Annotated in this window: 12 protein-coding genes, 5 pseudogenes and 1 riboswitch; all 17 genes and pseudogenes read left to right on the forward strand. The window is 71.1% G+C overall.

Annotated elements, in window-relative coordinates; translation table 11 throughout:
* Positions 1-3: 3 nt before the first annotated feature.
* Positions 4-174, forward strand: a pseudogene (locus tag AB1285_RS24880) (TAXI family TRAP transporter solute-binding subunit); the annotation flags it as partial.
* A gap of 94 nt (positions 175-268) precedes the next feature.
* A pseudogene (locus AB1285_RS24885) lies at positions 269-346 on the forward strand (hypothetical protein); the annotation flags it as partial.
* Positions 347-428: 82 nt separating this feature from the next.
* Complete coding sequence (locus tag AB1285_RS24890; protein WP_429978096.1) at positions 429-935, forward strand: TAXI family TRAP transporter solute-binding subunit; 507 nt, start codon at positions 429-431, stop codon at positions 933-935.
* A gap of 262 nt (positions 936-1,197) precedes the next feature.
* Entirely contained in the window at positions 1,198-1,944 is a 747-nt protein-coding gene (locus tag AB1285_RS24895; RefSeq protein WP_060922536.1) for an amino acid ABC transporter ATP-binding protein, read from the forward strand.
* A gap of 46 nt (positions 1,945-1,990) precedes the next feature.
* Positions 1,991-2,906, forward strand: a pseudogene (locus tag AB1285_RS24900) (glutamate ABC transporter substrate-binding protein).
* A gap of 84 nt (positions 2,907-2,990) precedes the next feature.
* Positions 2,991-3,641: pseudogene (locus AB1285_RS24905) on the forward strand (amino acid ABC transporter permease).
* Positions 3,638-4,564 (forward strand): amino acid ABC transporter permease, encoded by a 927-nt coding sequence (locus AB1285_RS24910; RefSeq protein WP_268776865.1) that lies wholly within the window; start codon positions 3,638-3,640, stop codon positions 4,562-4,564. Before AB1285_RS24905 ends, AB1285_RS24910 begins: the two are co-directional and overlap by 4 nt.
* A gap of 49 nt (positions 4,565-4,613) precedes the next feature.
* Positions 4,614-5,654 (forward strand): phenylalanine--tRNA ligase subunit alpha, encoded by a 1,041-nt coding sequence (pheS, locus tag AB1285_RS24915; RefSeq protein ID WP_259955181.1) that lies wholly within the window; start codon positions 4,614-4,616, stop codon positions 5,652-5,654.
* The gene (gene pheT, locus AB1285_RS24920; protein ID WP_370428500.1) at positions 5,654-8,200 is read left to right on the forward strand and encodes a phenylalanine--tRNA ligase subunit beta; all 2,547 of its coding nucleotides are present in this window, start codon (positions 5,654-5,656) and stop codon (positions 8,198-8,200) included. The genes pheS and pheT overlap by 1 nt, the downstream gene beginning before the upstream one ends.
* Positions 8,201-8,258: 58 nt before the next feature.
* Positions 8,259-8,978, forward strand: coding sequence for a DUF402 domain-containing protein (locus tag AB1285_RS24925; RefSeq protein ID WP_370428501.1), 720 nt, complete (start codon positions 8,259-8,261; stop codon positions 8,976-8,978).
* A gap of 225 nt (positions 8,979-9,203) precedes the next feature.
* On the forward strand, positions 9,204-9,728 hold the full coding sequence (locus AB1285_RS24930; protein WP_429978098.1) for a hypothetical protein: 525 nt from the start codon (positions 9,204-9,206) through the stop codon (positions 9,726-9,728).
* Between the two features lie 4 nt (positions 9,729-9,732).
* Positions 9,733-10,176, forward strand: coding sequence for a hypothetical protein (locus AB1285_RS24935; RefSeq protein WP_429978099.1), 444 nt, complete (start codon positions 9,733-9,735; stop codon positions 10,174-10,176).
* Positions 10,177-10,183: 7 nt separating this feature from the next.
* Positions 10,184-10,277, forward strand: a riboswitch (TPP riboswitch).
* Entirely contained in the window at positions 10,269-11,117 is an 849-nt protein-coding gene (thiM, locus tag AB1285_RS24940; RefSeq protein ID WP_370428503.1) for a hydroxyethylthiazole kinase, read from the forward strand. Its footprint overlaps the riboswitch before it by 9 nt.
* A pseudogene (locus AB1285_RS24945) lies at positions 11,114-11,404 on the forward strand (thiamine phosphate synthase); the annotation flags it as partial. The gene thiM and the pseudogene AB1285_RS24945, both read left to right, overlap by 4 nt.
* A gap of 98 nt (positions 11,405-11,502) precedes the next feature.
* A complete protein-coding gene (locus tag AB1285_RS24950) occupies positions 11,503-12,276 on the forward strand; it encodes a bifunctional hydroxymethylpyrimidine kinase/phosphomethylpyrimidine kinase (protein WP_429978100.1) in 774 nt (257 codons plus the stop codon).
* Positions 12,267-12,617 (forward strand): bifunctional hydroxymethylpyrimidine kinase/phosphomethylpyrimidine kinase, encoded by a 351-nt coding sequence (locus tag AB1285_RS24955; RefSeq protein ID WP_429978101.1) that lies wholly within the window; start codon positions 12,267-12,269, stop codon positions 12,615-12,617. Before AB1285_RS24950 ends, AB1285_RS24955 begins: the two co-directional genes overlap by 10 nt.
* A partial coding sequence (locus AB1285_RS24960; protein ID WP_429978102.1) for a TenA family protein occupies positions 12,601-13,081 on the forward strand: 481 nt, incomplete at its 3' end. The genes AB1285_RS24955 and AB1285_RS24960, both read left to right, overlap by 17 nt.

The raw sequence follows: 13,081 nt of genomic DNA on the forward strand, positions 1-13,081 counted from the left end.
GGGATGCTCGCGCTCGTGACGGCCGTCGCGTTGAGCGCGTGCAGTCCGCGTTCCGAGGGATGGACGGACACCGTCGCCGTGATCGCCGCGGGAAGTCCCACCGGGGTCTACCACGACTACGGCAGTCGCCTGGCGGTCGAGCTGTCGCGCGAGCTGGACGTCGATCTCACGGCGGAGGAGACCGCCGGATCGGTCGACAACCTGCTGCGGGTGAGTGCGGGGGAGGCGCTCCTCGGCTTCGCGCAGGGGCGATGCCGCAGCCGATGCCGTGGCCGGAACGGGAGCCTTCGCCGAGCCGCTGGACGTACAGGCGGTCGCCCGCCTGTACGACGAGTACCTGCAGATCGTCGTGCGCGACGACTCGGCTCTGGACGATCTCGCGGATCTCGCCGGGGGGACGATCTCCCTCGGGGCCGAGAACTCGGGGTGTGAACGTGATCGCGACCCGGGTGCTGCACGCCGCCGGCGTGGCCGCGGATACGATCGACGATCCGCAGCTCGACCTCGGCGGGTCCATCGCCGCCATGGAGCGCGGGGAGATCGACGGCTTCTTCTGGGTGGGCGGGCTGCCGACGCCCGGCATCGCGGACATCGCGGAGACCGTCGACGTCCGTCTGCTCCCGGTCGAGCAGGACTGGGTCAATGCGGTCAACGAGCGGTACTCCCATGCGTATCGGCCCGCCGACGTGCCCGCGGGCACCTACGGCCTCGACGCCTCCGTGATGACGTTGGCGGTGCCGAACTACCTCGTCACCGCCGGAAGCACCCCGCCCGGCGTCGTCCATGATCTCGTCGCGGGCCTGTTCGCGGCGCGCACCACGTTGGCCGCCGACGTCCCGGCGGCAGCGTTGCTGGACCGGCGGTCCGCGATCTTCACCGGGCCGGTGCCCCTGCACCCCGGTGCGGAGGAGTACTACCGCGGCCTGCGCCGGTGACGGGCGCCCCCTCAAGAAATCCTCAAGATCCCTGACAGGCGTCGGCGCGCTCTGCCAAGGTGAGGTCGATCGCACACGATCGGACACCTGCTGCCTGCTGTCGCTGGGAGCGTGGCAGCAGGGCGATCCGCGGCCCGAGGGGGCGGGCCGTGGGGGCGCCCCTGCGAGGATGCATTGGCGCTGCGATCAGGTGATTACGAACGTGTAAACCTCACCGTGGTGCCTGGAACCGCGCGCATCGCGTGGCTAGTTTGGAGAAATGATGACCTCTGAAACCCCGCTCGTCGTCGTCGAGAACGTCCAGAAGCACTACGGCGAGTTCCAGGCGCTCAGCGACATCGACCTGACCGTCAACGCGGGGGAGGTCGTCGTCGTGATCGGCCCCTCCGGCTCGGGCAAGTCGACGCTCTGCCGCACGATCAACCGCCTGGAGACCATCACCAGCGGCTCCATCCGCATCGACGGCAAGGAGCTGCCCGCGGAGGGCAAGGCTCTCGCGCACCTGCGGGCCGACGTCGGCATGGTCTTCCAGTCCTTCAACCTCTTCGCGCACCTCACGATCCTCGAGAACGTGACGCTCGGCCCGATCAAGGTCCGTGGCCTGAAGAAGTCCGACGCCGAGGCCGAGGCGATGATGCTCCTCAAGCGGGTCGGCGTCGCGCAGCAGGCGAACAAGCTCCCTGCGCAGCTCTCCGGCGGCCAGCAGCAGCGCGTCGCGATCGCACGGGCCCTGGCCATGCAGCCGAAGGTCATGCTCTTCGACGAGCCCACGAGCGCGCTCGACCCCGAGATGATCAACGAGGTCCTCGACGTCATGGTCGAGCTCGCCCAGGAGGGCATGACCATGATCGTCGTCACCCACGAGATGGGCTTCGCCCGCAAGGCGGCCGACCGCGTCGTCTTCATGGCGGACGGCCGGATCGTCGAGGAGGCCACGCCCGAGGAGTTCTTCACGAACCCGAAGAGCGACCGCGCCAAGGACTTCCTCTCGAAGCTCCTCACGCACTGACTTCCCAGACCCAGCACCCACAGCACAGCACACGAAGGAGACGCACATGCGACGCACACGGACACTGGCCGGATTCGGGATCGCCACGGTGGCGCTGCTCGCGCTCACGGCCTGCAACAGCGGCACGCCGTCGAGCACCGGCACGTCGGGCAGCGACGAGGGCGACGCCTCGAGCAGCACGCCCTGGACCATCGAGGAGGATGTCACGATCGAGGGGAGCCCCACGTTCGACCGCATCTCCTCGTCGGGCACCGTCAAGGTGGGCGTCAAGGAGGACCAGCCCGGTCTCGGCTACCTCGACCCGGTGACGAACGAGCGCACCGGCTTCGACGTCGACATCGCCCGCTGGATGGCGGCATCCCTCGGTGTCGACCCGGAGAAGATCGAGTTCCAGGCGATCGCCTCCGCGAACCGCGAGCAGGCCATCGTCAACGGCGACATCGACTACTACGTCGGCACCTACTCGATCACGGACAAGCGCAAGGAGCAGATCGCCTTCGCTGGTCCCTACTTCGTCACCGGCCAGGGCCTCCTCGTCGCGGCCGACAGTGACATCGCGAGCGTCGACGACCTCGACTCCTCCACGACGGTCTGCTCGGCGACGGGTTCGACGCCGATCCAGAACATCAAGGAGAACTACCCCGAGGTGAAGACGAAGGAGTACGACACGTACTCCAAGTGCGTCGAGGACCTCAAGAACGGCCAGGTCGACGCCGTCACGACCGACGAGGCGATCCTCATCGGCTACGCGGCCCAGGACCCCGACAACCTCAAGGTCGTCGGCGAGCCGTTCAGCGAGGAGCGCTACGGCATCGGTGTGGCGAAGGGCGACGACGCGCTCGTCGAGTACTTCAACACCCCAGCTCACCGACGGTGGTGACATCTGGCAGCAGATCTTCGACAACAACCTCGGCGCCTCCGGTGTGAAGGCCGAGCAGCCCGAGGTCGACCCGGTCGGTTGATCTCGCGGGGGCGGTCGGTCCGACCGGCCGCCCCCGTCCTCCTCGGCGTCGACCTGACGCGGAAACGAACCGAAAGGCACAGCAGTGGGAGTGATCTCGGACCACCTCGACCTCTGGGGTGAAGCGCTGTGGGGAACCATCGCGCTGTTCCTCGGCGGTGGCCTCATCGCCGTGGTGCTCGGACTCATCGTCGGAGCGGCCCGCGTGTCCCCGGTCCCGATCGCGCGCGGCGTCGGCGCCGTGTACGTGAACTGGATCCGGAACACCCCGCTCACGCTGGTGATGTTCTTCTTCGCGTTCTGCCTTCCGATCCTGCTCGGGGAGCGGGTCAACTCCCTGCTGCTCGCCACGATCGCGCTCGGCATCTACACCGCCACCTACGTCGCGGAGGCGATCCGCGCCGGCATCAACACGGTGCCGGTCGGACAGGCGGAGGCGGCACGGGCCATTCGGCCTCAACTTCGGCCAGGTCATGCGCTTCGTCGTGCTGCCCCCAGGCCACGCGGTCCGTGGTCCCGCCGCTCATGAGCGTGCTCATCGCCCTCATGAAAGAACACCACGGTGGCCGCCGGCTTCTCGGTGGTCAACCTCGGCACGATCCGAGCGGCACTCAGCGAGCGGGGCGAGAACGCCCTCGTCGTGCTGCTCTGGGTCATGGTCATCTTCGTCGTGCTCGTGCTGCTCCTGAGCTGGGTGCAGCGCGTACTCGAGAACAAGTGGAGGATCGCGCGATGAGTTCCGTCCTGTTCGACGTCCCCGGGCCTCGCGCCGTCGCCCGCAACCGGATTATCGGCGCCGTCACGATCCTCGTCGTCCTCGCCGTGCTCGGCTGGGTGGTCTGGCGCCTGTATGCCACCGGCCAGTTCTCCGCGGAGAAGTGGAACATCTTCACGTACTCGGCGGTCTGGGTGCGCTTCGGGGAGGGGCTGCTCAGCACGCTCTCCGCCTTCGCGGTCGCCGGTGTCGGTTCGATCGTGCTGGGCTTCGTCCTCGGCATCGGCCGCCTCTCCGAGCACGCCTGGGTGCGGGAACCGGTGCGGTGGATCATCGAGATCATGCGGGCGATCCCCGTCCTGATCCTCATGATGCTGCTGTACTACGGCCTCCCGGTGATCGGTATCCGGATGCCCCCGTACTACGCGGTCGTCATCGCGCTCATCGTCTACAACGGCTCCGTGCTGGCGGAGGTGCTCCGCGCCGGGATCGAGTCGCTGCCGCGCGGGCAGAAGGAAGCCGGCTACGCGATCGGCCTGCGCAAGACCGGGGTCATGTACTTCATCCTGATCCCGCAGGCCGTCCGGGCGATGATGCCCGTGATCATCGCGCAGCTCGTGGTGGCCCTGAAGGACACCGCGCTCGGCTTCATCATCACGTACCAGGAGCTGCTCTACGTCATCAACCAGATCGGCAACCAGGCGCCCTACGGGTCGCCGCTGATCCCCGCCGCGATCGTCGGCGGCTCGATGTACGTCGCGGTCTGTCTGGTGCTCTCCTACGTCGCCTACCGCCTGCAGCGCCGCGCCAAGCGCTCGGCCAAGGCCGGTCCCGTGGAGCCGGACCCCCGCCAGCACGACGGCGAGACGAACACGTCGCTCATCGTGATGCAGCGGGGTCTCGGTAAGCACGACAGCAACAACTCCGGCGGACTGGCGGTGTGAGCCACGACCGGCGCGGGACGCCCGTCCCGCGCCGGTAGACTCGACTCCCGTGTCAGAGTCTCCGGAAATCACACCCGAAGCGGTCGAAGCCGCTGTCGCCGACGCCCTCGCGGCGATCGAGGCGGCCGCCGACACCGCCGCGCTGAAAGCCGCCCGTGCGGCGCACGTCGCGGAGGGATCGCCGCTCGCGGTCCTGAACGCCTCGATGCGCCAGGTCGCCCCCGAGAACAAGGCCGCGTTCGGCAAGCTCGTCGGTCAGGGCCGCGGTCGTGTGAACCAGGCGCTCGCGGCGAAGGAGGCCGAGCTGGCCGCCGCCGAGGTCGCCGCGCGTCTGGAGGCCGAGCGCGTCGACATCACCGCCGTCCCGTCGCGGACGCGCGTGGGCGCCCGCCACCCGCTGGCCCTCCTGCAGGACCACGTCGAGGACATCTTCGTCGGCATGGGGTGGGAGATCGCGGAGGGGCCGGAGCTCGAGCACGAGTGGTTCAACTTCGACGCCCTGAACTTCGACGTCGATCACCCCGCCCGCCAGGAGCAGGACACCTTCTACGTCGACCCGACGTCGCGCCACCTCGTCATGCGTACGCACACGAGCCCCGTGCAGGTGCGATCCATGCTCGACCGCGAGGTCCCCATCTACGTGCTGTGCCCGGGCCGCGTGTACCGCACCGACGAGTTCGACGCCACGCACCTCCCGGTCTTCACGCAGTTCGAGGGCCTGGTCGTCGACAAGGGCATCACGATGGCGCACCTCAAGGGCACGCTCGACCACTTCGCGAAGCAGCTCTTCGGCCCGGAGGCCAAGACCCGCTTCCGCACGAACTACTTCCCCTTCACCGAGCCCTCCGCCGAGCTCGACCTGTGGCACCCGACCTTCAAGGGTGGCGCGCGCTGGATCGAGTGGGGCGGCTGCGGCATGGTCAACCCGAACGTGCTGCGCGCGGCCGGGATCGACCCGGAGGTGTACAGCGGCTTCGCGTTCGGCATGGGCATCGAGCGGGGCCTGATGTTCCGCAGCGATGTGCAGGACATGCGCGACATGGCCGAGGGTGATGTCCGTTTCAGCGAGCAGTTCGGGATGGTGGTGTGATGCGCGTCCCGCTTTCGTGGCTGCGTGAGTACGTCGATCTGGCAGCGGATGCCACGCCCGAGGACGTCCTCGCGGCACTGGTGACCGTCGGCTTCGAAGAGGAGGACGTGCACCGGTTCGACATCACGGGTCCCGTGGTGGTCGGCCAGGTCGTCTCCCTCGAGCCGGAACCCCAGTCGAACGGCAAGACGATCAACTGGTGCCAGGTGGACGTCGGCCCCGAGCACGGCGGCGTCCGTGGGATCGTCTGCGGCGCGCACAACTTCGTCGTCGGAGACAAGGTCGTCGTGACCCTGCCCGGCGCTGTCCTCCCCGGCCCGTTCCCCATCGCCGCCCGCAAGACCTACGGCCACGTGTCCGACGGCATGATCGCCTCGGCGCGCGAGCTGGGGCTCGGCGACGAGCACAACGGCATCGTCGTGCTGAGCGACCTCGGCATCGATGCGCCCGTGGGCACGGACGCGATCGCGCTGCTGGGCCTCGACGACGTCGCGGTGGAGATCAATGTCACGCCGGACCGCGGCTACGCGTTCTCGGTGCGCGGTGTCGCCCGTGAGTACTCCCACGCCACGGGGGCGGCGTTCCGCGACCCGGCCGAGCGTGACTTCGCCGAGCTGCAGCCCGGCTCCGGACACACCGCCGTGGTGGACGACCAGGCGCCGGTGCGGGGCAAGGTCGGCGCGAGCGAGTTCGTCACCCGGGTCGTGCGCGACGTCGATCCGTCGCGGCCGACTCCGCCGTGGATGATCGCGCGCCTCAGCCTCGCCGGCATGCGGTCGCTGGGTGTGCTCATCGACATCACGAACTACGTCATGCTCGAGCTCGGGCAGCCGCTGCACGGCTACGACCTGGACAAGCTCACGGGCGGCATCACCGTCCGGCGCGCGACGCCGGGGGAGAAGATGACCACGCTCGACGGCGTGGAGCGGAAGCTGCACGTCGAAGACCTCCTCATCACCGACGACTCCGGTCCCATCGGCCTCGCCGGCGTCATGGGCGGCGGCACCACCGAGATGAGCGACACCACGCGGAACGTCCTCATCGAGGCGGCGACCTTCGACGCGACGACCATCGCCCGCACGGCCCGTCGGCACAAGCTCCCGAGCGAGGCGTCCAAGCGCTTCGAGCGCGGCGTCGACCCGCTGATCCCCTTCGTCGCGGCCCGGCGTGCAGCCGACCTCATGGTCGAGCTCGCCGGCGGCACGCTCACGGAGGAGGGCGGAGCGCTCTTCGCCGAGGTCTTCGTCGCCGAGATCGAGCTCCCGCGCGGCTTCGTGCAGGGGCTGATCGGCGTCGACTACACCGACGACGAGATCACCGGCGCGCTGACGACGATCGGGGCCGAGGTCAGCCCTTCGACAGGCTCAGGGACCCAGGCCGAAGGCTCAGGGACCCAGGGTGACTCCGGGTGGACGGTCATCCCGCCGACCTGGCGCCCCGACCTCACCGACAAGTGGACACTCGCCGAGGAGGTCGCCCGCATCCACGGGCTCGACCGCATCCCCTCCGTGCTGCCGACGCCGCCGTCCGGCCGCGGTCTCACGGCACATCAGCAGGGGCGTCGCCGCGTGGTGAACGCTCTCGCCGCCGCAGGATTCGTCGAGACCCCGGCGTTCCCGTTCACGACCGAGGCGCAGAACGATCTGCACGGCTCCGCGTCCGGTGAGCACCTGCCCAGCATCCGCCTCGCGAACCCGCTCGACGGGCAGGTGCCGTTCCTGCGGCGCTCGCTCATCCCCGGTCTGCTGCAGACCGCGCACCGCAACATCTCGCGCGGGCTCACCGACCTCGCGCTGTTCGAGACGGGCGCCGTGTTCGTCCCGGAGCCGGGCGTGGAGTACGGCACCGCCGAGGTCCCGCCGCTCGGCGTCCGGCCGTCGGATGAGGTGCTCGCCGCGCTCGACGCCTCCATCCCGCCGCAGGAGCGCCACGTCGCGGTGCTGCTGACCGGCAACGTGTCGCCGCGCCAGCCGGGTCGTGCCGCCGAGGCCGCCGGGCTCGTCGAGGCGCTCGACGCGGTCCGCGTGATCGGGGCCGCGGCGGGCATCGAGATCGACGTCGTGCAGACGCAGCGCGCCGCGCTCCACCCCGGACGCACCGGTGCGCTCGTCGCCGCCGGCGAGGAGGTCGGCTACGTCGGCGAGCTGCATCCCGCCGTCGCCGAGGAGGCTGACCTGCCGGGTCGCGCCACCGTGCTGGAGCTGGACCTCGACCGGCTGCTCACGCTCGCCGGAGGACGCATCGTGGCGGCATCGCTCTCCACGTTCCCGGCCGCGACGCAGGACGTCTCGCTCACACTCCCGGCCGAGGTGCCGGCGGGCGAGGTCCGCGCGGCTCTCGCGGAGGGCGCGGGTGCCCTGCTGGAGTCCGTCCGGCTCGTGGACGACTACCGCGGCGAGGGTGTGCCCGAGGGATCGAAGTCGCTGACGTTCGCCCTGCGTTTCCGCGCCGACGACCGCACGCTGACCGCCGCGGAGGCCTCCGAAGCGAAGATGGCGGGAGTTGCCGTGGCCGCGGAGCGCTTCGGCGCCGCCCTCCGCGACTGACCGGGAGAGCGCACGGCCCCTTCCGGGGAGCCGTGCGCTCTCGCGATAGCGTGGCCGGATGACGAGCCTCCTCCTGCAGCCCACGCCACCCTCGGTCCCCGCCGGAGCGCGATCGCTCGGGGAGGGGCCGTTCCTCTCTCCGGGTGCGCAGCTCGACTGGCACTACCGCAAGCCGGGGTGGACCACGGGGGAGGCAGCGACCGTCACCCCCATGCGCGTCGTCCGTGACGATGAGCGCGGTCTCGTCGCGTGGCTTGCCGCCGGGACGCAGCAGGAAGGCCAGGGCACGCGGGACGGGGAGCGCATCCGGACCGTCCCGCTCGATCGGCGGTGGCGGGAGCCCCGGCGCCGGATCGTCGAGGAGTGGTGGGGCAACGGCATCCTGCGCATCGCGCCCGCGGGAGTGCCGTGGTCGGTCTGGCTGTTCTGGAGCGCGGCCACCGGGACGACGTGGGACTTCGCCGGCTGGTACGTCAACCTCGAGAACGCGCACCTGCGCACCGACAGTGCCACCTACACCTCCGATCACGTCCTCGACGTCGAGATCGCACAGGACGGGCGCGTGGCGATGAAGGACGAGGACGAGCTGGTCGCCGCCGTCGACCAGGGGCGGCTGACCGCCGCGCAGGCGGCGCAGATCGAGCGGCACGCGGTCGCGGCCATCGCGTCTTTCCATGCCGGCGACTGGCCGTTCGATCGGGAGTGGATCGACTGGCGACCGGACCCGTCCTGGAGCATCCCGGTGTTGGACGGCCTCGACGACATCGTCGTCCCCTAACCGCTTCGGGGCCGCCCTCCGCGACGGCGCCGAGGCCGCGCGGGATCAGGCGCTCGCGCGGCATCAGGCGACAGCAGTGCCGGTGGCCTGTGTTCGCGTGATGGCCTGTGCTCGCGTGGTGGGCTGCGCTCGCGTGACGCCTGTACTCGCGTGACGGCCTGTCCTGCCGCTCCGCTCTGAGCGGAGGCCCTTCCCCCGAGTCGTCGATCCTGATGACATGGGCACATGACGGATGTTCTGATCCTCGGGGGAACCGGATGGCTGTCGGGGCGCATCGCCGCGCATGCGCTCGGGGCGGGGGCGACCGTGACCTGCCTGGCCCGCGGCGGACGCCCGGCGCCGCCGGGAGCGACCCTCGTTCTCGCGGACCGCGATGAGGAGGCCGCCTACGACGTCGTGTCGCGCACGGACTGGGACCACGTCGTCGACGTCTCCTCCCGCGCCGATCATGTCTCCGGGGCGGTCCGTGCGCTCGGCGACCGTGCCGCTCGGTGGACGTACATCTCGTCGATGTCGGTGTACCGCGACGACGAGACGGTCGGGACCGACGAGTCGGCATCGCGGCACCCGGCGGCGCAGGCCGGTGAGGACGACGACTACGCGCGACAGAAGGTCGCGGCGGAGGATGCCGTGCAGGCGGGCGTCGGCGATCGCGCACATCCTCGTCCGGCCCGGCCTCATCGTCGGCGACGGCGACCCGAGCGATCGCTTCGGCTACTGGGCGGCGGCGTTCCTCCGGGCCCTGGATGAGCCGGTGCTGCTTCCACCGCTCGAAGGGCGCACGACGCAGGTCATCGACGTCGAGGACGTCGCCGCGTTCGTCGTGTCCGCCACCGTCACCGGTGCCGTGAACGCGATCGGCGACGTGCGCGACCTCGAGGACGTGCTGCGGACGGTGCGCGCGGCCACGGGGCACGCCGGGTCGGTCGTCGTCGGCACGGAGGAGCGCCTCGTCGCCGAAGGTGTCGCGTACTGGGCGGGGCCGCGCTCGCTGCCGCTGTGGCTGCCGCCCGACATGCGCGGATTCATGACCCGCTCGAATGCGCGGTACCGGCGCAGCGGGGGCCCGCTCCGCCCCCTCGACGAGACGGTGGAGCATGTCGTAGCGGACGAGCGCGAACGGGGCGTGGACCGCGAGCGCCGCGCCGGACTCACGCGGACGGAGGAGCGGGCGCTGCTCGACGCCCTCGCTCGCTAGACTGCGAGGCAGTGACACGGGGTGCCGCATCCGCGGCTGAGATCACACCCGTCGAACCTGATCTAGTTCGTACTAGCGAAGGGATGTCGCCGATGAGCGATCCTGTGCGTCCGCAATCCGTCCTCGACCTCGCCGTCACGGCGGGAAGGCTGCGGGAGGAGGTCCGGGCCACGCCGCCGTTGACGCACTGCATCACGAACGCCGTCGTGACGGGGTTCACCGCCAACGTGCTGCTGGCGCTCGGGGCGGCGCCGGCCATGGTCGACATCGTCGGCGAGGCCGAGCCGTTCGCCGCTGCCGCCTCGGGGCTTCTCATCAACCTCGGGACGCCGACCCCGGAGCAGCGGGCGGCGAGCAGGGAGGCCGTGGCGGGAGCGCTCGCCGCCGGCACGCCGTGGGTACTCGATCCCGTTGCGATCGGCACCCTCCCGGTGCGGACGGCGCTCGCGCACGAGCTCGCCGCGCTGCGCCCCACCGCCATCCGCGGCAACGCGTCGGAGATCCTCGCGCTGGCCGGACACAGCAGTGGCGGCCGCGGTGTCGACGCGACGGACGGGACCGAGGCGGCTGCCGCGGCGGCCCACGACCTTGCCCACCGGTACGGTTCCGTGGTCGCCGTCTCGGGCCCTGTCGACCTCCTCACCGACGGGGAGCGGGTGATCCGCATCGCCAACGGGCATGAGCTCCTCACACGGGTGACCGGCGGCGGGTGTGCCCTGGGCGCCGTGATGGCGGCGTTCCTCGGGGCGGCCCGTGGCTCCGCGACAGATGCGCTGACGGCGGTGGCCGCGGCGACCCTCGTCTACACGGTCGCAGCCGAGCAGGCGGCGGAGATCTCCCGCGGACCGGGCAGCTTCGCCGTCGCACTGCTCGACGCCCTGTCCGCCGTGACCCCGGCGGATCTCCGCGCCCGCGCCCGCGTCGAGGAGGAGGCCCGATGACCGTCGACCTGTCCCTGTACCTCGTCACCGATCGGTCGCTGTGCGGCGCTCGCGGGGTGGTCGCGACCGTCCGCGAAGCGGTGGCCGGCGGTGTCCGCATCGTGCAGCTGCGCGACAAGAAGGCGACGGACGAGGAGACCGTCGAGCAGCTCCTCGCCCTGTCCGCGGCCATCGACGGTCGCGCGCTGCTCGTCGTGAACGATCGCCTCGATGCGGCCGTCGAGGCCCGTCGTCGCGGTGCCAGGGTGGACGGGGTGCACCTCGGCCAGGCGGATGCCTCGGTGCTCCGCGCGCGCAAGCTTCTCGGCCCGGAGGCGTTGATCGGGCTCACGGCGAAACACCTCCGCGCACCTCGACGAGGTCGCCGCCCCTGCCGCCGGGCACGGTGGACTACCTCGGGGTCGGCGTCATCCGCCCCACGCGCACGAAGCCCGACCATCCGGCGCCGCTCGGCATCGACGGCTTCGCCGCATTCGTCGCGCGCAGTCCGCTGCCGTGCGTCGCGATCGGTGGGGTGGACCTGGAGGACGCGGCGGCCTTGCGTGAGGCCGGCGCGTCCGGGATCGCGGTGGTCTCGGCGCTGTGCGCGGCAGAGGACCCCCGGGCCGCCGCCGCGGCCTTCCGGCGACACTGGTTCGCACGGGCGGTGCCGCACGTGCTCAGCATCGCCGGCAGCGATCCGTCCGGAGGTGCGGGCATCCAGGCCGATCTCAAGGCGATCGCCGCGAACGGGGGCTACGGCATGGCAGCCCTCACAGCCCTGACCGCGCAGAACACGCAGGGCGTCCGCGCCGTGCATGTCCCTCCCGCGGAGTTCCTGCGGGCGCAGCTCGACGCTGTCGCCGACGACATCCGCATCGACGCCGTGAAGATCGGCATGCTCGCGGACGGGGAGGTGATCCGCACGGTCGCCGCCTGGCTCCGGACGACGCAGCCCCCGATCGTCGTGCTGGACCCCGTCATGATCGCCACCTCGGGAGACCGACTGCTCGATCCGGACGCAGAGCGCGAGCTGCGGGGCCTGCTCTCCCTGGCGACCGTGGTCACCCCGAACCTCGCCGAACTCGCCGTCCTCGCGGGCGCGAGGTGGCGGGCTGGGCGGACGCGCTCGCCGCGGCGCAGGAGCTGTCGGCCGATACGGGGACCGCGGTGCTGGTGAAGGGCGGGCATCTGCCCGGGGACGAGGCACCGGACGCCCTGATCGACACGGCAGCCGGTACGCACACGGAGTTCCCCGGGGCGCGCATCCGGACGGAGAACACCCACGGCACCGGCTGCTCGCTGTCCGCGGCTCTGGCCACACGACTGGCGCGGGGCGACGATCCCGCGACCGCGGTCCGCGCCGCGCGCGCCTGGTTGCGGGAGTCCCTCCGCGCGGCCGACGACCTGGACGTCGGGCGAGGGCACGGCCCGATCCACCCCTTCGCAGGGCTCTGGGCGCGCGGCGGGGTCGAGACCCCGGCCGACACCGGAAGAGGTGGCCGTGGCCTGGTGGGATGAGACTGCCGCGATCCGCCGCGACATCGATGCGCTGCCCTTTGTACGTGCGCTCGCCGACGGGACGCTCGACCGCGACGCCTTCGTCTTCTACCTCGCGCAGGACGCCCTGTACCTCCGCGAGTACGCCAGGGTGCTCGCGGAGGCGTCGCGCCTCGCCCCGACCCCCGACGAGCAGGCGTTCTGGGCCGAGGCCGCGCACGGTGCGATCCGCGGTGAGCTGGAGCTGCACGCGTCGTGGCTGACACCGGAGACCGGGGTGAGCGGCGCCACCTTCGCCACCGAGCCGGCCCCGGCGACGATCGCCTACCTCGACCATCTGCGCGCGGTCGCGTTCGGCGGCGACTACGCCGCACTGATCGCCGCCGTGCTGCCGTGCTTCTGGCTCTACACCGACCTGGGGAGCGACTCCATGCCGGAGCGTTCGGCGCGGCGCCCCGCGACCCCCGGCATCCCTACGCGTCGTG

Source organism: Microbacterium sp. NRRL B-14842 (genome assembly GCF_050470785.1).

Coding starts and splice junctions, on each gene's coding strand:
- AB1285_RS24895 (WP_060922536.1), top strand. CDS start 1,198: ATGACCTCTGAAACCCCGCTCGTCGTCGTCGAGAACGTCCAGAAGCAC.
- AB1285_RS24910 (WP_268776865.1), top strand. CDS start 3,638: ATGAGTTCCGTCCTGTTCGACGTCCCCGGGCCTCGCGCCGTCGCCCGC.
- pheT (WP_370428500.1), top strand. CDS start 5,654: ATGCGCGTCCCGCTTTCGTGGCTGCGTGAGTACGTCGATCTGGCAGCG.
- AB1285_RS24925 (WP_370428501.1), top strand. CDS start 8,259: ATGACGAGCCTCCTCCTGCAGCCCACGCCACCCTCGGTCCCCGCCGGA.
- AB1285_RS24930 (WP_429978098.1), top strand. CDS start 9,204: ATGACGGATGTTCTGATCCTCGGGGGAACCGGATGGCTGTCGGGGCGC.
- thiM (WP_370428503.1), top strand. CDS start 10,269: ATGAGCGATCCTGTGCGTCCGCAATCCGTCCTCGACCTCGCCGTCACG.